This window comes from Mycobacterium sp. NAZ190054, from assembly GCF_001545925.1.
In the GTDB taxonomy this organism is placed as follows: Bacteria; Actinomycetota; Actinomycetes; order Mycobacteriales; family Mycobacteriaceae; genus Mycobacterium.
Genome location: NZ_LMVQ01000179.1, coordinates 1 through 24,836, shown reverse-complemented (window position 1 = coordinate 24,836; position 24,836 = coordinate 1). Strand labels below are relative to the sequence as shown.

The window sequence follows — 24,836 nt, the reverse complement described above, 5'->3', positions numbered from 1 at the left end:
GTGCAACACAGGCGGCCGCGCAACAGGGTTTGCTGATTGGTCTACCAAATCGTGATCATTGGGGTATTCTCCCTTCGTCAGGGATCGTGCCAACCGTGCAACTTTGACTGATCGACGCCACCAGGTGGCCTTCACGTGCGACGCATGTCGCTCGCGACTGCCCAGGTGGCGCTGGTTTGTCGAGGGGCCGGGGGGTGCTTGGTCGGCACGGGCCTGCAGCACGCCAAACCTCAGGAAAGGGACGTTAGTGAATCGAGCGACGAAGACGGCGCTGACGGCGGCACTGCCGTTCATGATGCTGCCGCTTACCGTTGCCGGACCGCTCCCCACGGCCGGCGCTGCGGCCGCGGAGCTACCCCCGGGCCCGGCCACCGTTCTTCACACCGGCCCGACTCCGTGGTCGACGCCGACCAACCTCGGCGGCATCATCTGCGAACTGGAGCGGGAGTGCCGCGAGGTCTACTACCAGTGGGTGCTGCCGTTCGGCACCTTCGAGCCCGGGCTCGCCGAGAACGTCAAGACGATGAACTACGCGCTGAACACCACCGACGGCGACAAGGTCGCCTACGGGTTCAGCGGCGGGGCGCGGGTGGTCTCGAAGTGGCTGGAGGACTACGCGGACGCCACCGCGATCTCCCCCGACGAGTTGTCGATGGTGCTGCTCGGCAACGGCGGACGCAAGTACGGGGGCATCAACGGCTGGTGGGGCGGCTACGGCGATTCCCTGATGACGCCCACTGACACCCAGTTCTCCGTGCTCGACGTCGCCCGCCAGTACGACCCGATCGCCGACTTCCCGGACAACCCGTTCAACCTGCTGGCGCTGGCGAACGCGATCTCCGCGTTCGGCAACGTGCACATGAACTACACCGAGGCGGACCTCAACGCGCCGGGCAACTATGTCTGGACCGAGGGCAACACCACCTACGTCTACATTCCGACCGCACAGCTGCCGCTGCTGCAGGGGTTGCGCTCCTGGGGCCTCGGGGCGGTGGCCGACCAGTGGGAAGCGCCGCTGCGCGAGATCATCGACCGGGCCTACGACCGGGAGTACCTGGCAGACGCCGAGATCATCGGTGAGGACGCCGACGGCGACACCGGCAACTCGAGCACTCCGGTGCAGCCTGTCGCCGCAACGATCCCGACCGGTCCCGGTGAGGCCTGCTCCGGTTACAACACCGACGGGTGCGACATCCACAAGGAGCAGTCCTACACCCCGATCACCGCGCCCAACCTGGCCAACCCGGCATGGCAGAACGTGCTGCCCAACCTGTTCAACGCGTTGATCAGCGTGCCGCGGGCCTACCTCGACGGCCTCAACGACCTGTCCCACGCGCTGGAGGTCACCGGCAGCTGGTGGGTGTACACACCCACCAACGTGCTGGGCTACGACCCGGCCGACCCGCCGAAGATCACCGCGGTCACCAACCTGCTGATCCCGTTCAAGCCGTTGTCCAACGCGCTGGGTGAGCACGTGTCCTGGTGGGCCAAGGCCAACCTGCCGATGAACGCCGGTTGCACCGGTACCGCGCCGCCGACCTGCCAGGACGCCGAGGGCATCCTGGGCAAGATGTTCCTGGCGCCGCTCTGGGACCTGATCGCCGGCTACACGATGCCCGAGCTGAACAATCCCGTCAGCGAGGAAGAGGGCCAGGCCGGCGAGGAGATCCCGGGTCAGGAAGGCGAGCCGGTGCCGTGGTCCGGTGAGCACGTGCAGCTGAACCCGTGGGATCCGGTGTACAACACGCTCAACTACCTGTTCGCTCCGCCGGAGCAGAACCGGCCGGAGCCGATCACGCTGACCGAGGTCGTCGAGTCGGTGGTCCGCTTCACCAAGGCGGTCTGGCTGGACTTCAACCCGTTCGTGCCCGGCAGCTTCCTGTGGAAGGGCTACCCGTACACGATGGTGACGCCGTTCCTCAAGCCGTTCGTGAAGTTGCTGTGCCCGTCCTGCGATCCGGAGCATCCGGAGGATCCGACGCCTGGCGACGGCATCCTGCCGCCGAGCAGCGAGGAACAGGACACCGAGGCTCCCGAGGCCCCGGAGACCACCGAGGACTCCGGCGGGGACGCCGCGCTGCTGGTCTCCTCGACCGAGGAGGGCACCGAGGTCGAGGACGAGGACGTCGTGTCCTCCGCGGTCAACGACCTGCTCGAGAAGTTCAAGCTCGCGCCGCAGGAGGAAGAGGAAGCCCCCGTCGACGAGACGTCGGGCGACGACGCCGGGCAGGAGCAGCCTGCCGACGAGGTGACCGACGAGGCGCCGGTGGCCGAGGACGAGGGCAAGCCCGAAGCCGGCACCCCGGCCGAGCCGAAGCCCGAGACCGGTGTCGACGAGGGCCTCGACGAGGGTGACGAGGGTGACGAGGACAAGGTCACCGAGCCCGAGGACGAGGACGAGGCCGAGGACGACAAGCGTGCCGAGGTCGAGGACTCCGAGAAGCCCTCGACCGGTGGGAAGCACCGCAAGGCCGACACCGACGCCCCGAAGGAGTCACAGGACAAGGGTTCTGACTCCGACTCGGACAGCGGTTCGGACAAGGAGAGCGCCGGCGCGAGCAGCGGCGGCTCGGACTCCGGCGAATAGGAAAGCCCGCACCATTGACCGTAGTATCGCCTGAGTGAGTACGGAGCAGCTTGACGCCGTCATCGTCGGAGCAGGGTTCGGTGGAATGGGCGCGGCGATCCAGCTCAACCAGCTGGGTTACCGCAACCTCGCGATCCTCGACCGCGAGGACGACCTAGGTGGGACGTGGCACGTCAACCGTTATCCAGGCCTGACGGTTGACGTCCCGTCCACCACCTATTCGTACTGGTTCGAGCCCAATCCGTACTGGTCCCGGCTCTACGCGCCCGGCGAGGAACTGAAGAGCTACGCCGAGCACGTCGCCGACAAGTACGACCTGCGCCGGTACATGCGGTTCAACACCGTGGTCGAAGGCGCCAGGTGGGACGAGGAGAACCGGCAGTGGCTGGTGTCCCTGTCCGGGGGCCAGACCCTGCACGCACAGTTCCTGGTCCTCGCGACGGGCTACCTGTGCCAGCCGAAGAAGCCGGACATCCCCGGCATCGACACCTTCGCCGGCACGGTGCTGCACGCCCAGGAATGGGACGACGACTACTCGCTGCGGGGTAAGCGCGCTGCGATCATCGGTACCGGTTCCACCGGTGTGCAGTTGATCCCGAAGCTGGCCGAGGACGTCGCCGACCTGACGGTCTACCAGCGCACACCGATCTGGGTGATGCCGAAGTTCGACCTGTCGTTCGGGCCGAGGACGCAACGAATCTTCGCGAAATTCCCTGCGACACAACGCTTTGTACGGCTCTCCAGCGACATGTTCATGGACATCATGACCACGTTGGCGATGTGGAAGTTCCGTCAGCTGCGGCCGATCAACACCGCCGCCGCCAAAATCGGGACGCTGCACCGGTTCCTGGCGATCCGCGACAAGGAGCTGCGCCGCAAGCTGACGCCGAACTACGACTTCGGCTGCAAGCGGCCCACGCTGTCGAACGTCTACTACCGCACGTTCACCAAACCGCACGTGCATCTGGAAACCGGTGGCATCGAGCGGATCGAACCGGACGGCATCGTCGCCAAGGACGGCACCAAGCGCGTGATCGACACACTGGTGCTGGCCACCGGTTTCGATGTGTGGGAGTCGAACCTGCCCGCGATCGAGGTGATCGGCCGGGAGGGCCGCGATCTCGGAAAGTGGTGGCGGGAGAACCGATTCCAAGCCTACGAGGGCATAACGGTGCCGATGTTCCCGAACCTGGTGACCCAGGCCAGCCCGTACGCGTGGGTGGGCATGTCCTGGTTCGACACCGTCGAATACCAGATGCGCCACATGAAGCGGCTGTTCGGCGAGCTGCAGCGCAGGGGTGGCCGGACGTTCGAGGTCACCGACGAGGCCAACGCCCGCTTCCTCGAGCGGATGCTGACGCTGCTCGACGATTCGGTGTTCCGGCTGGGCGACTGCAGGAATTCCCGGTCGTACTGGTTCAACAGCAACGGCGAGGCGCCGCTGTTCCGGCCGACGTCCATCCGTCAGGCGGTCAAGGAGCAGGAGAGATTCCCGCTCAGCGACTACGCGATAGCCTGATAATTCACTAGCTCACCAGAGGTAAGGGGTGACGACATGGCGACGGCCACCACCGATCCAGTGCGGCTTCCGCCGGGCCCGCGGATTCCGAAGCTCATCCAGGGCGCGGCCGTACTGACGCAGCGCTACGGCGCGATCGCCGCGTTGGGCCGCAAGTACGGCCCGACGTTCACGCTGAACATCCCGGTGTTCGGTGAGACCGTGGTGATCAGCGACCCGGTGCTGGTCAAGGATCTGTTCAGCACGCACCGCGATCTGGTGGGCCGGCCGCAGAACAACCTCGGCGGCGACGTGCTCGGCCCCGGTTCGATCTTCAACCTCGAAGGCGACGAGCTGCAGGCGCGCCGCAAGCTGCTGTTGCCGCCGTTCAACGGCAAGAGCATGCGCGGCTACGCGAGCATCACCGAGGAAGAGGCGGTCCGCGAGATCCGGACCTGGCCCGAGGGGGTGGAGTTCGAGACCCTCGAGCCGATGATGCGCATCACCCTGAACACGATCCTGCGTGCCGTGTTCGGCGCCGAAGGCGCGCAGCTCGACGAACTGCGCGTGCTGATGCCCAAGGCCGTCGAATTCGGTTCCAAGATCGCGCTGATGCCGTCCATCGTGCGGCGCGACTTCGGGCCGTGGAGCCCCGGCGGCAAGTTCGCCGGCTACCGGAAGCGGATGGACGAGCTGCTGAACTCGCTGCTCGACGACGCGCGTGCGGATCCGAACTTCACCGAGCGCAACGACGTACTGTCGCTGCTGCTGCAGGCCCGCTACGACGACGGCTCGCCGATGCCGGACTCCTACATCCTCGACGAGCTGCTCACCATGCTGGTCGCCGGGCACGAGACCACGTCCACGCAACTGGCCTGGACCGTCGAACGGATCCGCCGCCACCCGGAGCTGCTGGTGAGGCTCACCGAGGAGGTGGACGCCGGCGGTAACGAGCTGCTGCTCGCGACCATCGCCGAATCACAGCGCACCCGCCCCGTGCTGACCGCCGCACTGCGCCGAGCCAGAACGCGGATCCAGTTGGGGGAGTGGGTTATTCCCGAGGGAGACACGATCCTGGCCAGCACCCAACTGGCGATGGCCGCCGAGTCGAGCTTCCCCGACGCCGAGAAGTTCGACCCGGACCGGTTCCTGGGCAAGGCTCCGAACCCGTTCGCCTGGATCCCGTTCGGCGGAGGCATGATGCGCTGCATCGGCGCGTCGTTCGCGACGATGGAGATGGAAGTGACCCTGCGCGCGATGCTGCGCGAGTTCACGATCGAGCCCACCACCGAACCCGACGAGAAGCCGCACAGCCGCGGTGTCACCGTCACGCCCGCGCGCAACGGTCGACTTGTCGTGCACCGGCGTAAGCACACCGCGCCCCGGGACACCGATTCGGTGTCGGTGGCCGACACCAACTAGAAGCGGTACTGCAGGATCCGTGCCTTGCGCGCGATCGCCGGCACCCGGTGCGACAGGCGGCCGGCCAGGCGCAGACCGGCCGGAAACAGCGCGGTCTCGGGCCGTCGCATGACGCTGGCCTCCTCCAGCAGGGTGAGGTCGGGGTTCCACGCCTCGGGACGCCGGGCGTCCTTGAACCCGGGGAAGTTCCACTGGTTGTGGGGTGAGTTCGTCTTGCTGACTGTGGCCACCTTGCCCACGAGGCGGTTGAGCTTGCTCACCGGCCCGTAGTCGTTGAAAGCGATGACACCGCAAGCGAAATGGCCGGTGATGCGGCGCAGTATCGCGATCACGTCCGCCTCGTCGAGAAAGGCCACCAGCCCGTCGGCGAAGGCCATCGTGGGCCGGTCGGCCGGTATCGCCTCGGCCCAATCCGGTTCGAGCAGTGAGGCCGGCACCGCCCGGTCCCGGTCGTGGGCGGGCAACAGGGCTTGCCGCACCGCGATCACGGCGGGCAGGTCGACGCTGTACCAGTCGACCGTGGGAGGGGGGTCCACACGCAGCACCGCACTGTTGAACCCCGCACCGAGATCGACGACGACCGCGTCGGGATGCTCGGTGATGAAGCTGCGGATGCGCTCGTCGAGCATCTTGGCCCGCAGCGCCACCAGCGGTACGACGCTGGGGGTGGCGGCCAGAGTGGTGAAGTCGTAGTCGATCTCGCCGACGGTCACCTCGGCGTGACGATCACCGAGGATCGGACGGGCGGCTCTGCTGTCCAGCGCCCGGCAGTACTCGGTGAGCAACGCGGTCTGTTCGATGGGGGTGAGGCCGCTGACGTCCATACCGCCACCCAAGCACATCCACCGACCCGGTGGTCAACCGGCGACTACTCGTCGCCGCTCGGCCCGCCGTCGGAGGACGAATCCTGGTCCGCACCGGACTCCTGCTCGTCGTCGTCGGGCGCTTCGTCCTCCGGCGCTTCCTCGGTGGACTCCTGCTCGGCCTCCTCGGCAGACTCTTCCTCGGTCTCTTCCTCGGTGGACTCCTGCTCGGACTCCTCGGCAGGCTCGTCGACGAGCTCCTCGTCGGGCTGCCCCGCGAGTGCGGACCCGAGGTTTTCTTCAACGTCCTTCGCGTCGTCCTTCGGGTCGTCATCGACGGATACGAGCTGTGCCGTTTCGCTGCCGTCCTCGGGCTCCGGATCCGTCGGCGGCTCTTCGGGTTCGGGCTCGGGTTCCGTCGGCGGCTCTTCGGGTTCCGGTTCGGGCTCGGGTTCGGCCGGCATCCCGGGCCGGGCCGGCAGGTAGGACCTGTCGTAGGCAGACTCGACGATCTCTTTCAGTGGCCCGTTCAGCGCGTCGGCGAGCCCGGTCAGCCCGACCCAGCGCAACGGCTCGAGCAGGGGCAGATTCTCGGTCGGGACGAAGACATAGGTCGTCTTGCCTTCCGTCCACACGTAATTGGCCGGATCGTGGAGGTCGACGTCCTCGTAATCGGCGTGGACGAACGCGAAACCGGCGAACACATTGGCCAGCGCGAGCAGATGCAGCTTGTCCGGGAAGTCGGCGGCCAGGTCGTACTGGCGGGCCACGTCGAGCACCTCGTAGTCGGTCTCCGGAACCGCCTCCCCCCAGCCGACGTGCGCACCACCGTGTTTGCGGGTGGGATTGCCGATGAGAACGAAACTGAGGTCCTCCGGACCGGGAGCGCCCTCGGTGCCGCCGTACTCCTCGATCCAGTTCACCGCCACCCGCGCGCCCTGGCTGTATCCGAAGACGATCTGGCGCGATTGCTCAGGATCGGGCATCGGCTGCCTCAGCGCGGTGTCGAGCAGACTCACCCCGTGCGTGCGGAGCAGGTACGGGTAGGGCACCGACGAACACTCGCGCTGGGCGCTGCACACCTCACCACGTAGGTCGTCGTCGTTGCCGCCGGGCAGCAGACTCAGCGTCAGCACCCGCGCTTTGTCAGGCAGAAAAGAGAACTCGGCTTCGGCGTATGGAACCGAACCGACAACAGGCAGCGCGATCAGCGGGGCGCTCGCCGCGGCCACCACGCCAAGCCACGTGCGCTGTCGCTTCCTGCCCCTCGTGGTGGCCTTCGTCATGGTTCCCCCCAGCACTAACGTGCCGCACGTTTGCTACTGGACGTCAGCGTACGCGTGTCACAGCGTCGTCACGCGCATTTGGCGGCACCATCTCGGATTCGTGTCAACCGACTGTTCGGCCCAGCAGGAGTAACCGCGAAGAGTGGTCGCCAAACCCGAACTTCGTTTGCTGGCTAACGAGGAAAGCCAGGGCTTACCGGACGCGGCCCGCGACGAAGTTCGCCGCCTCCTCGACCATGCCGTTGTCGACGTAGGCGAAGTGGGCGGGCAGGTTGAAACCGCGGGAACAGAACGGGTCGTCGAGGCTGCACAGGTCGATCGACTTCGGTCCGTAGACGCCGCTCATCGCGGGTAGCGGGCCGCCACCGCGGATGTCGCGCAACGGGTTTCCGAATACCGCGACTGCGGCCACGTGGTCGGCGACATGGGGCGGCATCGGGGTGGGGGTGAAACGGCCGAGGGGGCGCGGATCGACGGTGATCAGGTCGATGACGCCGGCGCCCTGTGACATGCCGCCCAGAACCAGCTTGGTCTCCGGACAGTTGTCGGCCATCCACTGGACACGGCCCGCGGCGTCGGCGGCGCCGAGGGGCGCCGACTTGTCGAAGTCGAAACCCGCGGGATAGTTCACCGCGTAGGCACCCACCGTCTGGTCGCCGACCTTGTTCCGCAAGGAGCCGACGAAGGCGTCACCGACGAATCCGAGACCGGGTTCGGCGCCGGTGCCGCGGGCGAAGATCACTTCGATGTCCGGGCACGGGTCCGCCGACGCTGCCGGGGCGGCGGCCCCGGAGTGCAGCATCGCGGCCGAAATCGTGACCGCCGCACCGACTGTGCCGAGAACGCGCCTCACCTGCATGTATCCATCCTGGCACATCGCTGTGAGTGCTCTGGCGAAACCACGTCTGAGCAGCGCGTTCAGGCGAAGACGTAGTCGGTGAGCGGGAAGGTGTCGTTCTCGCGGTTGGTCTGGTTGGTCGATGCCGGGCGCACGAGCGTCTCTCCACTCGGGCTGAAGTAGTAGGACCGTGAGCGCGAACAGTCGCCCCGCCGGAACACCGTCTTGCCCAACAGATTCGACATCCGCTCGCTGAACCGGTCGGTGGCCTCGTCGGTGACCTCGAACGCCGTCGCGTTGCGCCGCTTGAGCTCACCGAAGAGCCGGTCCATGTGGCGCATCTGGTATTCCATCGTGTTGAAGTAGGACAACCCGCTCGTGGCGTAGGGACCCGCCAGGCTCAGGAAGTTCGGGAACGCGGGGATCGTGACGCCCTGGTAGGACTTGAACCCGTTGTCTCGCCACCACTTTCCGAGGTTGCGCGCATCGCGGCCGATGACCTCGATCGCCGGGATGTTGGCTTCCCAGATGTCGAACCCGGTGCACAGCACCAGGGTGTCGATCTCGGTCTTGGTGCCGTCGCACGCGACGATGCCGTCGGCCTCCACCCGCTCGATGCCCGACGTCTGCAGGTGCACGTGCGGTTTGGCCAGGGTGCGGTAGTAGGAGTTCGAGTACGTCGGCCGCTTGCAGCCGAAGTCGTAGTCCGGCGTCAGCTTGGCGCGCAGCTCCTTGTCCCGGATCGACACGAACCGCAACGCCTGCGACAGATACGAGGCGCCGACGTTGAGCTGACGGAAGTACTTGTAGTTCAGCACCGACAGGATCATCATGACTTCGAGATTCGCGTCGGTGGTGAACCGGAACGCGCGCTGCAGCAGTGGGATGCGGGCAAACAGCCGGCGCAGCAGCACCGGAATCGGGAAGTCGAACTTCGGCACCACATGGATGGGTGTGCGTTGATACACCGTGAGTTCGGCGGCCGACTCGGACAGTTCGGGGATCAACTGCACCGCGGTGGCGCCCGTGCCGATCAGCCCGATGCGCTCTCCGGCGGGGGAGTAGTCGTCGTCCCAGTCCATGCTGTGCACGATGCGCCCGGCGAAGTCCTCGATACCGGGGATGTCCGGGGTGCGGGGCTGCGACAGGTAACCGGTGGCGGTGATCAGGAACCGTGATGTCAGCGTCTCACCGTCGGACAGCGTCACCTGCCAATGCTTGGCGTCCTCGTCCCACCGGGCGCCGTCGACCGGGCTGTTGAACCGCATGTGCCGGCGGACGTCGTACTTGTCGGCAACGTGCTCGGCGTAGGCCTTGAGTTCACTGCCCGGCGCGTAGAGCCGTGACCAGTGCGGATTGGGTTCGAACCAGTAGGAGTACGTCGCGGACGGGATGTCGACGGCCAGGCCCGGGTAGTGGTTGACGTGCCACGTTCCGCCCAGATCGTCCTCGCGGTCGACGATCAGGATGTTGTCGTACCCCATCTTCTTGAGCTGGATCGCGGCACCCATGCCGCCGAAACCAGCTCCTACGACGATCGCGTCGTATTGCGCATCCATGGCCATCAACGCTACCTCACAGCAAATCAAGCCCCCGACCACTGAGATCTTAGGCTGCTCAGGTCGGTGGCGCTTGTCGGTCGTACCCCGCACACCACGGAGCCCCGGCATGTGCCGGGGCTCCGGGCGGGCGTCAGAGACGTCGGCGGCCTCGAGTTTCGGGGAGGCTACTCCGAGGAGCCGGAGTCAGACGACCCAGATCCGTCGGACGACGCGTCCTCCGACGAATCGGAGTCATCGGAGTCCGCGGAGTCCCCGGACCCGGTGTCCTCGGACTCTGCGGCTTCGTCGTCCTTCGCGGACTCGGCCGAGTCCGCCGCATCGGCGTCCTCGTTGGCCTCAGCCTCGGCTTCGGCCTCAGCCTCGGCCTCGTCGGTGTTCGACCCTGTTTCGGTGTCCTCGTCGACGGGGTCGACGTCCTCGACGTCGTCCTCCTTGGCACCGCCCTGCTCCGTCGTGTCGTCACCCTCGGTCGTCTCCGCGGGCTCGCTGACCTCCGCGGCGTCCTCTTCGACGTCGGCCGGGGCCCCGCCCTCGACGTCGGCCGGGGCCTCGCTCTCGACGTCGGCCGCGGCCTCGTCGAGCGCGGGTTCCTCGTCCACCGACGAAGCGCTCACGATGCGCGCCGCGCTGGTGTCGACGACGTCGTTGCGGCTGTAGCCCCTGTCGACCGCCTCCTTGAGCTCGGCTTCGATCGACGCGAGGAACGGCAGCAGCTGGACCAGCGGCAGCTTGGCCGTGGGCACCAGGTAGTTGGTCGTCGTGCCGCCCAGGTCGTTGACGTCGACGCCGGTGATGTACTCGTCCTTGAGGTCGGCGAACATCATCGGCACGTGGACGAAGATGCCGCCGGCGATCGCATTGGCGACCGCGAGGAGGTTCCACCAGCGGTCGGGGAAGTCGGCCATGCCGTCGTACTCGCCGGTGACGACCTTGACGTCGTACTGCGAGTCCGGTGCGGGCTGATAGGTGTAGTCGTACCTGCTGTTGTAGCGGGCCTTGTTGATCAGCGTCTGACGACTGGAGTCGGCGACCACGATGAAGGTCAGTTCATCGGCGCTCGGTGCATTCGGGTCCTCCGCCAGGAGGCGCAGCATCTCGGTCACGACGAGCGAGCCCGCCGACAGGCCGACAATCTTGACCTGCTCCTGGGGAAGGAGATTGCCGTCGGCGTCCCGCTCGAGCTTGCCGACCGCGGTGTCGATCGCCGCGTTGAGGTTGGTGATCCCGATGCTGATCGACTCGCCGAGGGTGTAGTCGTCGCCGGTGTAGGGCGCCGCTTCCGCTGGCCAGTGAATGCTGACACGTTCCATCCCGTGCAGCTCGTCCTTCAGGATCTGAGCCATCACGAGATCATGCATCGACGGTGTTGCCAGCCCGCCGACGACGAGGCCCGACGGACTGCTCAGCCCCGGCGTGGCGGTGGCCAGCGCCAGCGCGGCTGAGGCAAAGGCAGCGCCGGCCGCCGCGCCCGCCTTACGAAAGCCCTTACGCATGTAATCTCCCCGATGTGTAGCTATGACGTGATCCGCCGTCTCCGGCGCGACAAGAGCATATTGCGCCACCGTCAAACTTTGTGCAGCAAAATTCGCATATTTCTAATTGACGCAGTTGTAGCGAAGTTGGTTACTATTGCTGACTGCAATTTGTCGTCATTTTCGACCTGTTGACGCTGACCAATTCGGCAATACCAGGGAAAAGTTCACACACTGGATCGATCGCTGCGATACCGGTCTGAACTCGCTATTCTATTCCTCGATCTGTCGGCTGGCGCCGCTCCCAGCCAAGATCACGCCGCTGTAGTTCATTATTTTTTAGCACGTTAATAATGGCTTCTTTGACATAGCTGGACACACCGGAGCAAAAAAAATTTGTTGGTCTGTACCATCGCTGACAGCACATGGGCACGGGCGCGAACCCCTCTGCCCCGACCGGGGCTCGCAGTTGGACCCGTTGTTCATCTTGTGATAACGGGAGCGCCACCGCGGGTTCGCCGGCCGCTGTATGGGCTTCGGGCCCGGCAAAGGGCCGGCGCCCGTGGCGAGCCCGGCTCGGCGGCCAATGTTCCCGCCTCGGACGAGGCGCTTTGTGGGCCGGAAAACACCAGCTCAACGCCACTTTGTGCGCTCTGGACAGGAGCTGTCGGAAATGTTTCAAGATCAAGTTTGCTGCAGTGGTCGCCGACGCTCCCGGACTGCGGTAACGTCCGTTCGGTCTGACGGCAGGTGGTCCGCCGGTGGCTCTGCGCTCACGCGCGTCGCCCGGCCGGCGAAGCGTGGCACCCCGTGGACCACGAGGGAGGGACATCCAATGAATCGAGCGACGAAAGCTGCGCTGACTGTGGCTGCGGTTCCGTTTGCTGCGCTCCCGCTGGCGTTCGGTGGTTCCGTAGCCACCGCCCAGTTGGTCCCGGACGGCCCGGCCACCGTGCTGCATCACGGCCCCACGCCCTGGGCGATGGATGACAATCTCGGCGGCGAACTGTGCGCGGAACCCAAGGTGTGCCGCGCGGTCGACTACCAGTGGATCCTTCCGCTCGGGACGATCGAGTTCGGCGTCACCCAGAACGTGCGCGCACTCGATCGCGCGATCAGCGACGTGTCGTCGGGCCCCGAGGACACGATCGTGTACGCCTTCAGCGGCGGCGCCCGGGTGGCGTCGGTATGGCTGCGCGACCACGGCAGCGACCATGAGGAAGGCCTTGCCGCGCCGTCGCCGGACGATCTGTCGTTCGTGCTGATCGGCAACGGCGGCCGCAAGTACGGCGGCCTCAACGGCTGGTGGTACGGCGACAGACTTCTGACCCCCACCGACACCGACTATGCCGTCGTCGACGTCGCCCGTGAGTACGACCCGATCGCCGACTTCCCGGCCAACCCGTTCAACCTGCTGGCCCTGGCAAACGCGATCGCGGCCTTCGACCACGTCCACATGGCCTACGGCGACGTCGACCTCGACGATCCGGACAACATCGTGTGGACGGAGGGCAACACCACGTACGTGCACGTGCCGACCTCGAATCTGCCGTTGTTGCAGGGGTTCCGCGATTTCGGTCTGGGCTGGCTGGTCGACGACTGGGAGGCGCCGCTGCGGGAGATCATCGACCGGGCCTATGACCGCACCTGGCTCGAAGGCAAGGAACCGCAGGGGGAAGAGGGCGACGAGACGCTGCAGACGCTGCTGGGGCGGCAGGGGTCGGCACGCACCGCCGTCAGCACCGCGACGGCCGGCGACGAGATCACCGACGAGGGCGTCACCGAGGACGTCGAGGAGGTCCCCGAGGGTGACCAGACCTCCGAAACCGTGGCCGAGGACGACGGTACCGACGACACCGAGGTCACCGACGCCGGCGAGAAGGCCGAAGTCGAGGCCGTCGAAGAAGCCGAGGCCGAGGCCGAGCTGTACGACGGCAGCACCGACGACGGCGGCACTCACGACGACACCGAGGCCACGGCAGACCCGGCGGACGACGGTGACTCCGGCTCCGACGACAGCTCGGGCCCGTCCGACGAGGGCAGCGAAGCCTAGGGCCGTCCCGCCGGGCCGCTATCCTTCCCGGGTGGCATCCGTAGACGCAGCGCGACTGTCCGGGAAGACCGCCTTCATCACCGGCGGCGCATCAGGCATCGGTGCCGCGATCACCGCCAGACTCACCGGCGCAGGCGCCCGGGTGTGGATCGCGGACCGGCAGTACGAGGCCGCCGAACAGCTGGCGCAGCAACTGCGTGCATCGGGTGCGCAGGTGCACGCGGTCGAGCTCGACGTCCGTGACGCGGCCGCGTTCAGCGATGCCATCGGCGCGATGGTCGACACCGCCGGACGGATCGACTACCTGTTCAACAACGCCGGCATCGGCATCGGCGGCGAGGTCGACACCCTCACCCTCGACGACTGGACCGACATCATCGACGTGAACCTGCGCGGGGTGATCCACGGTGTGCAGGCCGCCTATCCGGTCATGATCCGGCAGGGCAGTGGCCACATCGTCAACACCGCGTCGATGGCCGGGCTCGTCACCACGTCCGCACAGGCCGGTTACTCGGCGACCAAGCACGCGGTGGTGGCGCTGTCGAAGACCATGCGGGTGGAGGCCGCCACGCGCGGGGTGCGGGTGTCCGTGCTGTGTCCCGGTGTGGTGCGCACCCCGATCCTGGCCGGGGGCGCCTACGGCCGCAACAAGAGCGTCAGCCGCGAGGACCTGGTCAAGCTCGGCGAGGCACTGCGCCCGATGGACGCCGGTGACTTCGCCGACAAGGCGCTGCGCGCCGTGCTCCGCAACGAGGCGATCATCGTGGTGCCGCGGTGGTGGAAAGCACTGTGGTACCTGGAGCGGCTCTCGCCCGCGCTGTCCATGCGCACCGCCGCCGTCGCGCTCAAACGCACCCGCGAGGTGCAGTCAGCCGTACCGCCGCAGTAGCGCCCGCTCCCGGCGCGGGCTCAGCGCCGCCAGGCGGACGTCGCCGCCGTAGTGCGCCACCACCCGCCGGTCCATCACCCGCCGCCACAACGGCGGGACGATCGCCAGCAGCACCATCGTGGCGTACCCGGACGGCAGCTGGGGCGCCTCGTCGGCATGGCACAACGCCTGATAGCGCCGCTGCGGATTCGCATGGTGGTCGGAGTGTCGCTGCAGGTGGAACAGGAAGACGTTGGAGATCACCGAGTTGCTGTTCCAGCTGTGCGAGGGACGGACCTGCTCGTAGCTGCCGTCGGGACGGCGCTGCCGCCGCAGACCGTAGTGCTCGAGGTAGTTGATCGACTCGAGCAGACAGATGCCGATCACCGCCTGGGCGAGCAGCCACGGCAGGACGGTGAGCCCGAACACCGCGACCAGCGCCGTGAACAGCACCGCGGTGATGACCCACGAGTTCACGGCGTCGTTGCGCAACGTCCACGCCGACTTCCCGCGCCGGGCCAGCCTGCGCCGCTCGATCGACCACGCGGAGCGCAGGCTGCCCGAGATCGACCGGCACAGAAACGCGTACAGACCCTCGCCCAGGCGCGAGCTCGCCGGATCCTCGGGAGTGGCGACGCGGGCGTGATGGCCGCGGTTGTGCTCGACGAAGAAGTGCCCGTAGCCCGACTGGGCCAGCGCGACCTTGCTCAGCCACCGCTCCGACCGCGCCCGTTGATGCCCCAGCTCATGGGCGATGTTGATCGCGACACCGGCGATACCGCCGATGGTGAGCAACAGCCCGACCTTGTCGAGCAGGCTCATCGTGACCCCGCCGCCGCCGACCCACAGCCAGCAGGCCAGCACCAGGGACAGGTACTGGGCCGGGAGGTACAGGTAGATCGCCCACTGGTAGAAGCGGTCGCTCTCCAGGCGGGCCAGTGCGCTGTCGGGCGGATTGTCGGCGTCGGGACCCACGAGATAGTCCAGCACCGGGATCACGAGCATCATCATCGCCGGCCCGGACCACCAGAACACGCCCCAGCCGGTGACCGCCACCGCGGCCCAGGACAACGGGACCAGCGTGGGTATCACCAGACCCAGCAGCCAGACGTGACGTTTGCGGTCGCGCCATCCTGGAGCAACCTCGGGCGCCAAGCCCCTGTCTACCCGTGAGCGCTGCAGGATCGGCATCGTCGGAAGATTCCCCCTCTTAGCCGAACGGTCCTTTGATCTTGCCAGGGTCAGGCGGCGATTCGATAACGCGGTCATACCATTGGAGCTAGCCAAGGGCAATCGCCGCAGCGAAGCAAGCCCTCGGCACGCGGTCGGGCCGCCTTAGAATACCGGTTGCTGGCCACCTGGTCAGGTCAGCGCGCGGGTCTGTCCCGCGGTGAGCGCGACACTTCCGGGCAGCAAAGGGGTCCGGCGGAGGTGTCAGGACAGCATCGACGAGATCGCGGCCGCGAGTTCGGGGGAGTCCGAGGAACCGAGGTTCTGGTAGCTGCCCCCGGTGATCTGCGCGACGGACTCCCAGGTGGGCCGGTCGGCGTCGTCACCGAAGTCGATGATGTTCACCGCCACCGGGCGGTCCGGGTTGAACGCGCCGCGGATGTAGTCCTGCAACCCGACCGGGCCGAGCGACTGGTCGGTGTGCGGCCCGGCAGTGATGACGAGGACTGAGTTCTTCTGTCCCTCACGGAAATTCGTCGTTGCTTCGGTGTAGACCAGCCGCAGCGTGGTGAACGACACCGCGCCGCCTCCGGACGGGTTCTGCGAGTCCAGCGCCGCCGTCAGCGCGGCCGTGCGGGGGGTGCCGTCGACCTGGTCGGACAGCGGTCCGACGCTGACCTCCGAGCGTCCCCGCACCCCGTCGAAGGTCCACAATCCCACCCCGGAATCGGGCGGGAGCACCTCGATGCGGGCCTTGAGCGTGTCCACGACGTTGCGGAGGCGTGAGGCGCCGCCCTCGTCGGTCGGCATCGACTGGTCGAGCATCACGGTGACCGTCGGGCTCTGCACCGGCGAGCTCAGCGTCTCGGCGATCGTGGTCCGCAGCGCGGGGTCGCCGATCTCCAGCGGGGCGGACACCGGCGCGAATTCGACGACGTCACTGGCCGGCGGCGCGGCGCCCTCGACGCGGAACCCGGCGTTGGCCAGGTCGGCGAGCTGTTCGGGTTTGCGCATGAACCGCGCGAACTCGCTGGCCGCGGCCACCTGCTCCTGAGACAGCCAGTCGCCGGCCAGCAGCACGGTCGGGAAGTCGGCGGTCGCGGTGGGGCCCGGCGGGATCCAGGCGGCCAGTTTGTCCTCGGCGTCGGGCAGCGACGCGGCGCGCTGGAACACCCGCTGCTCGGTGGTCGCCACCGCGTGTACGGGCGCCGCGGCCGGATCCGCCGCGTCGACGAGCGCATCGAGAGCCGTGCCGGCATTGCCGTCGGCCAGTTCGGGGGCGCGCGCCATCACCGTGCTGACAGCACCCAGGCCCGAGCCGGCCGACGCCCCCGACGGTGCGGCCGCGGCGGCGATCGCCTCGGCGGCCAGGTAGGACGCGTCGCTGTCCTCACCGAGGGGCAAGGCCAGGCGCAGCCCGCCCCACCCGCGCAGACCGAGGCCGTCCAGCGCGGCCGGCTCACTCTGAAGCCTCGGTAGTGAGGCCCAATTCTGGTCGGCGAGAGCATCTTTGAGCTGCGGCGCGACGGCGAGCACGACGGGTGAGGTGACCAGCGAACGGCTGTCGCTGACGGTCTGGGCGCCCGTCGCGGCCTCCAGACGCGCCGCCGACACCGAGCTGGCCGGAATCCACAGAGCGGGGCGCTCACCCAGATCGGCGGGCCACTCTTGCGCGAAACCGTTGACCACCTGGCCGGAGTCGGCGGATTTCACGCCGACCTTGACGCAGCGGTCCCCGACGGGCGCGGCGGTCTCGTTGTAGCGTTCGGCGAGCGCGCCGACCGGTTCGGCGATCGCGGGATCCGCGACGACGGCCACGGCGACCTCACCCTCGACGCACCGCGCGGCCGCGGCGTCGGAGCGGCCGGACAGGGCGTCGCCGACGAAGCGCCACAGGATGACCGCTCCGACCACGACGACGACAGCGACGAGCGCGACGATGACGCTGACGCTCACACCGCGCCGGCCAGGGGTCACCGCGCGGTGACTACCTGTCCACTCGCCGCCTTCCCAGTCTCCGCTGTGCTGCACACCGGCGCGCGGCGACGCCGCCTCACCCTCTACGGGCCGACCGGGCTCGTCGCGCGACTCGTCCGGATCGGGGAGGCTATGCCGGCCCATGCCTGCCTTCGCTGCACACGCTGCTTACGTCCTCGTTCGTCGACCGGTGGGTGGGTCCTGTTCTGCGTCAGCCAACGTTACTAGCCGCCTTGTACTCCCTGCGCCGGCGATGCAGGATCGGCTCGGTGTAGCCGTTGGGCTGTTCGGCGCCGGCCAGGATCAGTTCCTGTGCGGCCTGGAACGCGATGCTGTTGTCCGGATCCGTCGCCATGGGCCGGAAGTCGGGGTCCTTGGCGTTCTGCTCGTCGACCACCGCGGCCATCCGCCGCAGGCTGGATTTGACGTCCTCCTCGGTGATCACGCCGTGGCGCAGCCAGTTGGCCAGCAGCTGACTGGAGATGCGCAGCGTGGCGCGGTCCTCCATCAGTGCGACGTCGTGGATGTCCGGGACCTTCGAGCAGCCCACGCCCGCGTCGATCCAGCGCACCACGTAGCCGAGGATCGACTGGCAGTTGTTGTCGACCTCCTCGCGGATCTCCTCCGGGGCCCACGCCAGTTCCCTGGCCAGCGGGATGGTCAGGAGCTGGTCGATGGTGCTGCGGCGCTCACCGGCCAGTTCCTTCTGCACCGCGAACACGTCGACCTGGTGGTAGTGCATCGCGTGCAGGGTGGCCGCGGTCGGCGACGGCACCCACGCCGTCGTCGCGCCGGCCTTCGGCTGACCGATCTTCTGTTCGACCATGTCGGCCATCAGGTCGGTCATCGCCCACATGCCCTTGCCGATCTGGGCCCTGCCGGACAGTCCGGTCTCCAAGCCGATGTCGACGTTCTGGTTCTCGTAGGCGGCGATCCAGTCGGTTGCCTTCATCGCGCCCTTGCGGATCATCGGCCCGGCCTCCATCGAGGTGTGGATCTCGTCGCCGGTGCGGTCCAGGAAGCCGGTGTTGATGAACACCACGCGGTCGGCGGCGGCCTTGATGCAGGCCTTCAGGTTGAGGGTGGTGCGCCGTTCTTCGTCCATGATGCCGACCTTGATCGTGTTCTGCGGCAGGCCGAGGACGTCCTCGACGCGGCTGAACAGCTCACAGGTGAACGCGACCTCGTCGGGGCCGTGCATCTTCGGCTTCACGATGTAGATGGACCCGGTACGGCTGTTGACCAGTGGCCCGTTCCGGTCGCCGGTGCGCAGCCCGTGGATGCCGATCAGGCTGGTGAACAGCGCGTCCTGGATGCCCTCGGGGACCTCGGCGCCGTCCTTGCCGTCGTCGTCGAAGACGATCGCGTCGTTGGTCATCAGGTGGCCGACGTTGCGGACGAACAGCAGGCTGCGGCCGGGCAGCGTGAGCTCGCCCCCGTCCGGGCGCGTGAAGGTGCGGTCCTGGTTGAGCACGCGGGTGAACGTCTTGCCGGCCTTGCTGACCTCCTCGGCGAGGTCTCCGCGGTTCAGGCCGAGCCAGTTGCGGTAGCCCAGCACCTTGTCGTCGGCGTCGACGGCCGCCACGGAGTCCTCGAAGTCCATGATCGTGGTGATCGCGGACTCCAGCACCACGTCCTTGATGCCGGCCTTGTCGGTCGAGCCGATGGGGGAGTCGGCGTCGACCAGGATCTCGACGTGCAGCCCGTTGTTGGCCAGCAGCACCGCGGTGGGCGCATCGGGCTCGCCGAGGTAACCGACGAACTGCCCGGGGTCGCCGAGGGCCACCGACGAGCCGTCGTCCAGCGTCGCGGCCAGCGCGCCGTCCTCGAGCTTGAGCCCGGTGATGTCCGACCACGATCCCGTGGCGAGCGGGGCCGCCTCGTCGAGGAACTTACGGGCGTAGGCGATCACCTTGTCGCCGCGCACCGGGTTGTAGGACGTGCCGGGTTCGGCGCCGCCCTCCTCGGAGATGACGTCGGTGCCGTACAGCGCGTCGTACAGCGAGCCCCAGCGGGCGTTGGCGGCGTTCAGCGCGAAGCGCGCGTTCAGGATCGGCACCACCAGCTGCGGACCGGCGGTGGTGGTGATCTCGTCGTCGACCCCGGCGGTGGTGATCGTGAAGTCGCCCGGTTCGGGCTCGAGATAACCGATCTCGGTGAGGAACTGCTTGTAGTCCTCGGGTTCGAAACCGCCGATCACCCGGGCGCGGTGCCAGCGGTCGATCTGCGCCTGCAGATCGTCGCGGCGGGCCAGCAGCTCCAGGTTCTTCGGGGTCAGGTCGGCGACGACCTTGTCGACACCGGACCAGAAGGTGTCCGGGTCGATCCCGGTGCCGGGCAGCGCCTCGTGGTTGATGAAGTCGTACAACACCGGGGCGACGCGCAGGTTACCCACCGTCACGCGATCGGTCATGATTCCTCCCTCGCTCGACGCGGGCTTGCGTCACGCCGTTTGCACTGTCGTCGATCCAGCTTACCCACCGGTAACAGCGCTATTCGCCGGTGGCGCTGTGCTGCAGGGTCATGCAGCGGTCCAGCAGCCGGGACCGCAGCGGCGCCGCCCGCGCACTGATCGCCTCCTGTGCGCGCGCGTATTCGCCTCTGCCGCCCGGGGTCTCGACCTCGATCGGGTCGAAGCCGTACGAGCGCAGATCGTAGGGGCTGGCCCGCATGTCGAGCACCCGGGCCTCCAGCGCGAGCTCGAGGCAGTCCAGCACCAGACCCGACTCGACCAACGGGCCCAGCTTGACGGCCCACTTGTACAGATCCATGCCGGCGTGCACGCATCCCGGCTGCTCGGTGGCGATCTGTGAATCCCGGGTCAGGTGTTGGACATTGCGACCGGCGGCTGGCTCGGTGAAGAACCGGTAGGCGTCGAAGTGGCTGCAGCGCAACGGCATCGACTCGACCACCGCATCGGTGCCGGCCGCGCCCAGGCGCAGCGGCACCCGGTCGTGGCGCACCGCCGAAGCGCGGTAGACCATCGCCCATTCGTGCAGTCCGAAGCAGTTGAACCGGGCCGGCCGCGACGCGGTGGCCCGCAGCAGGCCGGCGATGAAGGTCACAGTGCCCAGGCGGTTGTGGAGATGGTCGCGTCCGACGGTCACACCGCCGTCGTCGTCGCGCACGTAGCCGGACCGGTCCAGGTACCGGGCGGCCGCAGGCCCTTCCAGCACCGCACCGTATCCGGGATGCCACACCCGCAGCCGGCGCGGACGCAGGCTGTAGTACGTGAACAGGAAGTCGTAGACCGGATGGGGCTGTCCGGTGCGACGGCGCTGCAGGTGCGGCTCGAGGATCACGTCGGCGCGCCGGGCGTGCCGGGCCGCGCGCTCGAGCCAGTCGGCCTCGGACAGTCGGGACTCAGATGCGGTGCGTGCTGTCACGGACGGTCCCCACCAGATCCTCGACCAGATCCTCCAGCGCCACCATCGCGATGGCCGTGCCGTCGGCGGCGGTGACCAGTGCCAGGTGGCTGTTGGTGCGTCGCAGCCGGGTCAGCGCATCGGGGAGCGGCAACGACGCCGGCACCTTCGGCAGCGGCCGGACCATCGACATCTCGATCACCGAGGTGCTGCCGGAGTCCCCGTTGACCAGCGGCAGGACGTCCTTGATGTGCAGATAGCCGATGAAGACACCTTCGGGGCCGGCCACCGGGAAGCGTGAGTATCCGGTCTCCTTCAACGCCTGCTCCAGCGCGCCGACGGTCGGGCCCGCGCCCTCGCCGGCGACCGGTACGGCGCGGATCTCGTGCAACGGCATCGCGACGTCGTCGACCACCCGGTTGCGGATCTGCAGCGCCCGGGTGAGCCGGGTGTGCTCCTCGGGATCGAGCAGGCCCTCGGACAGCGACTCGGCGATCATCTCGGACAGTTCGACCGTGGACACGGTCACGTCCAGTTCGTCCCTGGGTTCGACGCCGAACAGGCGCAGCGTCGAGTTCGCGCACCAGTTGTAGAACGCGATGAACGGCCGCGCCAGCCGCATGTAGACCAGGTACACCGGGATCAGCAGCATCGCGGTGGACTCGGGGCCGGCGATCGCGATGTTCTTCGGCACCATCTCGCCGAGCAGCACGTGCAACGTCACCACGACCGTGAGCGCCACCAGGAACGACACCGTGTGCAGCACCGCGTCCGGGATGCCGACGAGCCCGAACGGCTTCTCCAGCAGGTGCGCCACCGCGGGTTCGGCGACCCGGCCCAGCAGGATGGAGCAGATCGTGATGCCGAGCTGGGAACCCGCCAGCATCAGCGACAGGTGCTCGCCGGCCCGGATCACGGTGACCGCGCTGCGCTTGCCCTGCTCGGCCAGCGCCTCCAGCCGGTCCCGGCGTGCGGAGATCAGCGAGAACTCCGAAGCCACGAAGAACGCATTGGCCGCCAGCAGCACGAAGGTCAGCAGCACCCCGAAGATGTCACCCATCCGCGGCCCCCTTGCGGCCCAGTTCGGTGAGGCGCAGCTGGTCGATCCGGCGGCCGTCCATCTTCACCACCGTGGCGAGCCAGCGCACCGGGTCCTCCAGCGAACCGTCCGGGTCGAACGCGGTCAGCTCCACCGATTCGCCTTCCACCGGGATGTGGCCGAGCTTCTCCAGCACCAGACCGCCGATCGTCTCGTAGTCGCCTTCGGGTGCGCGGAACGCGGTGCCCTCGGCGACCTCGTCGATGCGCAGCAGGGCCGAAACCTGCCACCCGCGACCGGCCTGGACCACGTCGGGCGGCTCGTCGTCGTGCTCGTCGCGGACGTCGCCGACGATCTCCTCGATCAGGTCCTCGACCGTCACCATGCCCGCGGTGCCGCCGTACTCGTCGACCACCAGCGCGGTCTGCAGGCCGTTGGCGCGCACCTCCGACATCACCGCGTCGCCGTCCAGGGTGGACGGCACCTTCGTGACCGCCTGGGCCAGCACGGCCAGCTTGGTGGTCGCACGCGCGGCGGCCGGGACGGCGAACACCTGCTTGACGTGCACCACACCGATGGTCTCGTCGAGGTCGCCGCGGATGACGGGGAACCGGGAGTGGCCGGTCCTGATCGCGGCCTCGCTCAGGTCGACGACGGTGTCGTCGGCGTCGAGGGTGTCGATCTTGGACCTCGGCGTCATCAGCTCCTCGGCGGAGCGGTCCCCGAACTGCAGCGAGCGGTCCACCAGCACCGCGGTGACCGGATCCAGCGATCCACTCTCGGCCGACGACCGTACGAGGGAGACCAGTTCCTGGGGCGAACGCGCGGAGCGCAGTTCCTCGGCCGGTTCGATGCCCAGGCGCCGCAGGATCCAGTTCGCGGAGCCGTTGGTCAGCCGGATCAGCGGTGTGGCCAGGAACGAGAACATCAGCTGCAACGGCGCCGACCATCGCGCGGTCGGAACCGGGCGGGCCACCGCGAGATTCTTCGGGACGAGCTCACCGAACACCATCGAGATCGACGTCGCGATCAGGATGGCCAGCGCCAACGCCAGACCGGTGACGAACCGGTCGGGGAGGCCGACGGCGGACAGTCCCGGCTGGATGAGCCTCGCGACCACGGGTTCGGCCAGGAACCCGGTGGCCAGCGTGGTGATCGAGATGCCGACCTGCGCTCCGGACAGTTGCGTCGACAGTGTGCGGTGGGCGCGCTGCACCATCTGGTCGCGGCGGTCACCGTCGCGGACGTTGGCCTCGACGGTGCTGCGCTCCAGCGCGGTCAGCGAGAACTCGGCGGCGACGAAGACCGCGGTCCCAGCGGTGAGCAGCGCGAACGCCAGCAGCGAGAGCACGGTGGTGGCGGGGTTCATCGGGATGCCCCCGAAGTCCGGCAGCCGGGTTCAGGACCCGGCCCACTAGAGGACGGCTCCGCCTCACAGGGCTCGAGGTCGGGCCGTCCGGTGTGTATGGCCGGCTCGGATGGACCTCCATCCAGTGCCTGCGGCACCTGGTCCCTTTCGTCTCAAATGGCGGACGCGCGGTGGTGCGTTGCGCGAATTCGGCTGAATGTCAACACATGTTAGCGGAATCCCGCTGCACGCAGACGACGGCTACTGGTTAGCCGCTCTAAATACCACGGATGGTACTTTCTTTCAAACTGGCAAGGAAAGGCGAACCTAATGTCGATCTCGTTCACCCGGCTGACCGCTGCGGTCGGAGCCGTGGCCGCCGCGCTCGCGTTCAGCGGATGCGGTGCGGAGACCCAAACCGACAGCGCCGACAAGATCGTCGTCTATTCGGGTCGTAGCGAGGAGCTGATCGCACCGCTGATCGAGCAGTTCACCACCGACACCGGCATCGAGGTCGAGACCAGGTACGCCGGCTCCGGTGAACTGGCCGCCCAGCTGATCACCGAGGGGGACAAGTCACCGGCCGACGTGTTCCTGTCCCAGGACGCCGGCGCGCTGGGCGCGGTCTCCAAGGCCGGCCTTTTCGCGCCGATCAATCCCGACACACTGGGGGCCGTGCCCGAGCAGTACTCCGCAGCGGACGGCACGTGGGTGGGCGTGTCCGGGCGTGCCCGCGTCGTGGTCTACAACCCGACGCTGGCGCCCACCCCTCCGGACACGATCGACGGGCTGCTGGCCCCGGAGTGGAAGGGCAAGATCGGGTTCGCGCCGAGCAACGCGTCCTGGCAGGCGTTCGTCACCGGACTGCGGGTGGTGCGTGGCGACGACGGCGCCGAGCAGTGGCTGCGGGCGTTCAAGGACCAGGACCCGCAGGCCTTCGAGAACAACGTCGCGGTGCGCGACGCGGTGGATTCCGGTCAGATCCCGCTGGGCCTGGTCAACCACTACTACCTCTACGAGCTGATCCACTCCAAGGGTCCCGACGCCGTGGTGGCCGAGAACAAGTTCATGGCCCCGGGGGATCCGGGCGGCCTGATCAACGTCGCCGGGGTCGGTGTCCTCAAGGCAGCGCCGAACGCCGACGGGGCTCAGCAGTTCGCCGCGTATCTGGTCGGCGAGTCGGCCCAGGAGTATTTCGCGCAGGAAACGGCCGAGTACCCGCTCATCGCGTCGGTGGCCCCGTCGGCGGAGATGCCCCCGCTGGCCGACCTGCAGCCGCCGGCGGTTGACCTCTCGCAACTCGACGACATCGAGACGACGCAGGAGCTGCTGGTCGACACCGGTCTGCTGACGAACTGAGCCCGGTGGCGGTCACCGCACCGGCCCGGCCGGCCCGCAGCCGTCCGCCGGCGTCGCTGCTGCTGCACGACGAACTGGAGGGTGTCGTCGATCAGACCGCCGCACTGGCCGCGACGGGCGGTACGGCGGCCCAGCCATGGGGCGGCGCCGGCGTCGTGCTGTGGGGATTCGTCTGCGCGGGTCTGGGTC

18 protein-coding genes are annotated in these 24,836 nt (G+C 67.8%); 7 read left to right on the top strand and 11 right to left on the bottom strand.

The window, feature by feature from the left end; translation table 11 throughout:
• The first annotated feature begins 247 nt into the window (after positions 1 to 247).
• Genes ASJ79_RS14170 through ASJ79_RS14160 form a run of 3 tightly spaced genes read left to right on the top strand, consistent with a single transcriptional unit; the run spans position 248 to position 5,507 of the window.
• On the top strand, positions 248 to 2,587 hold the full coding sequence (locus ASJ79_RS14170) for a PE-PPE domain-containing protein (RefSeq protein WP_067956167.1): 2,340 nt from the start codon (positions 248 to 250) through the stop codon (positions 2,585 to 2,587).
• 34 nt (positions 2,588 to 2,621) lie between these two features.
• Positions 2,622 to 4,106, top strand: coding sequence for an NAD(P)/FAD-dependent oxidoreductase (locus ASJ79_RS14165; protein WP_082753833.1), 1,485 nt, complete (start codon positions 2,622 to 2,624; stop codon positions 4,104 to 4,106).
• A 36-nt stretch (positions 4,107 to 4,142) separates the two neighbouring features.
• Positions 4,143 to 5,507, top strand: coding sequence for a cytochrome P450 (locus ASJ79_RS14160; protein ID WP_067956164.1), 1,365 nt, complete (start codon positions 4,143 to 4,145; stop codon positions 5,505 to 5,507).
• Here ASJ79_RS14160 and ASJ79_RS14155 read toward each other — a convergent pair.
• The 5 genes from ASJ79_RS14155 to ASJ79_RS14135 form a co-directional block, all read right to left on the bottom strand.
• Positions 5,504 to 6,331, bottom strand: coding sequence for a class I SAM-dependent methyltransferase (locus ASJ79_RS14155; RefSeq protein WP_231750845.1), 828 nt, complete (start codon positions 6,329 to 6,331; stop codon positions 5,504 to 5,506). The two genes, ASJ79_RS14160 and ASJ79_RS14155, sit on opposite strands and share 4 nt — an antisense overlap.
• Before the next feature lie 44 nt (positions 6,332 to 6,375).
• Positions 6,376 to 7,596 carry a PE-PPE domain-containing protein gene (locus ASJ79_RS14150; protein ID WP_156448442.1) on the bottom strand — a complete coding sequence of 407 codons (1,221 nt, stop codon included), beginning with the start codon at positions 7,594 to 7,596 and terminating at the stop codon, positions 6,376 to 6,378.
• Between the two features lie 193 nt (positions 7,597 to 7,789).
• Positions 7,790 to 8,455 carry a cutinase family protein gene (locus ASJ79_RS14145; protein WP_067956158.1) on the bottom strand — a complete coding sequence of 222 codons (666 nt, stop codon included), beginning with the start codon at positions 8,453 to 8,455 and terminating at the stop codon, positions 7,790 to 7,792.
• Positions 8,456 to 8,514: 59 nt separating this feature from the next.
• Positions 8,515 to 9,993: a flavin-containing monooxygenase gene (locus tag ASJ79_RS14140; RefSeq protein ID WP_369803672.1), complete on the bottom strand. Its 1,479-nt coding sequence runs from the start codon at positions 9,991 to 9,993 to the stop codon at positions 8,515 to 8,517.
• A gap of 167 nt (positions 9,994 to 10,160) precedes the next feature.
• The gene (locus ASJ79_RS14135; RefSeq protein WP_067956156.1) at positions 10,161 to 11,489 is read right to left on the bottom strand and encodes a PE-PPE domain-containing protein; all 1,329 of its coding nucleotides are present in this window, start codon (positions 11,487 to 11,489) and stop codon (positions 10,161 to 10,163) included.
• 844 nt (positions 11,490 to 12,333) lie between these two features.
• On the opposite strand from ASJ79_RS14135, the gene ASJ79_RS14130 reads away from it, so the two are divergent.
• Entirely contained in the window at positions 12,334 to 13,521 is a 1,188-nt protein-coding gene (locus tag ASJ79_RS14130) for a PE-PPE domain-containing protein (protein WP_231750844.1), read from the top strand.
• Between the two features lie 31 nt (positions 13,522 to 13,552).
• Complete coding sequence (locus tag ASJ79_RS14125) at positions 13,553 to 14,410, top strand: SDR family oxidoreductase (RefSeq protein ID WP_067956154.1); 858 nt, start codon at positions 13,553 to 13,555, stop codon at positions 14,408 to 14,410.
• On the opposite strand, the gene ASJ79_RS14120 is transcribed toward ASJ79_RS14125, so the two are convergent.
• The 6 genes from ASJ79_RS14120 to ASJ79_RS14095 form a co-directional block, all read right to left on the bottom strand.
• A complete protein-coding gene (locus ASJ79_RS14120) occupies positions 14,390 to 15,580 on the bottom strand; it encodes an alkane 1-monooxygenase (protein WP_067956153.1) in 1,191 nt (396 codons plus the stop codon). The two genes, ASJ79_RS14125 and ASJ79_RS14120, sit on opposite strands and share 21 nt — an antisense overlap.
• Before the next feature lie 243 nt (positions 15,581 to 15,823).
• Positions 15,824 to 17,680: a hypothetical protein gene (locus ASJ79_RS14115; protein ID WP_067956151.1), complete on the bottom strand. Its 1,857-nt coding sequence runs from the start codon at positions 17,678 to 17,680 to the stop codon at positions 15,824 to 15,826.
• 67 nt (positions 17,681 to 17,747) lie between these two features.
• Complete coding sequence (locus ASJ79_RS14110; RefSeq protein WP_067956150.1) at positions 17,748 to 19,949, bottom strand: malate synthase G; 2,202 nt, start codon at positions 19,947 to 19,949, stop codon at positions 17,748 to 17,750.
• Between the two features lie 79 nt (positions 19,950 to 20,028).
• Positions 20,029 to 20,922 (bottom strand): 3-methyladenine DNA glycosylase, encoded by an 894-nt coding sequence (locus tag ASJ79_RS14105; protein ID WP_067956149.1) that lies wholly within the window; start codon positions 20,920 to 20,922, stop codon positions 20,029 to 20,031.
• Positions 20,900 to 21,961, bottom strand: a complete 1,062-nt coding sequence (locus ASJ79_RS14100) for a hemolysin family protein (protein WP_067956148.1) — start codon at positions 21,959 to 21,961, stop codon at positions 20,900 to 20,902. Before ASJ79_RS14100 ends, ASJ79_RS14105 begins: the two co-directional genes overlap by 23 nt.
• A complete protein-coding gene (locus ASJ79_RS14095; protein ID WP_067956137.1) occupies positions 21,954 to 23,309 on the bottom strand; it encodes a hemolysin family protein in 1,356 nt (451 codons plus the stop codon). The genes ASJ79_RS14100 and ASJ79_RS14095 overlap by 8 nt, the downstream gene beginning before the upstream one ends.
• A 309-nt stretch (positions 23,310 to 23,618) precedes the next feature.
• Here ASJ79_RS14095 and ASJ79_RS14090 point away from each other — a divergent pair, with 309 nt between their 5' ends.
• On the top strand, positions 23,619 to 24,647 hold the full coding sequence (locus ASJ79_RS14090) for an iron ABC transporter substrate-binding protein (RefSeq protein ID WP_067956136.1): 1,029 nt from the start codon (positions 23,619 to 23,621) through the stop codon (positions 24,645 to 24,647).
• 5 nt (positions 24,648 to 24,652) lie between these two features.
• Positions 24,653 to 24,836: hypothetical protein (locus ASJ79_RS14085; RefSeq protein ID WP_156448441.1), on the top strand; the 184-nt coding region annotated here is incomplete at its 3' end.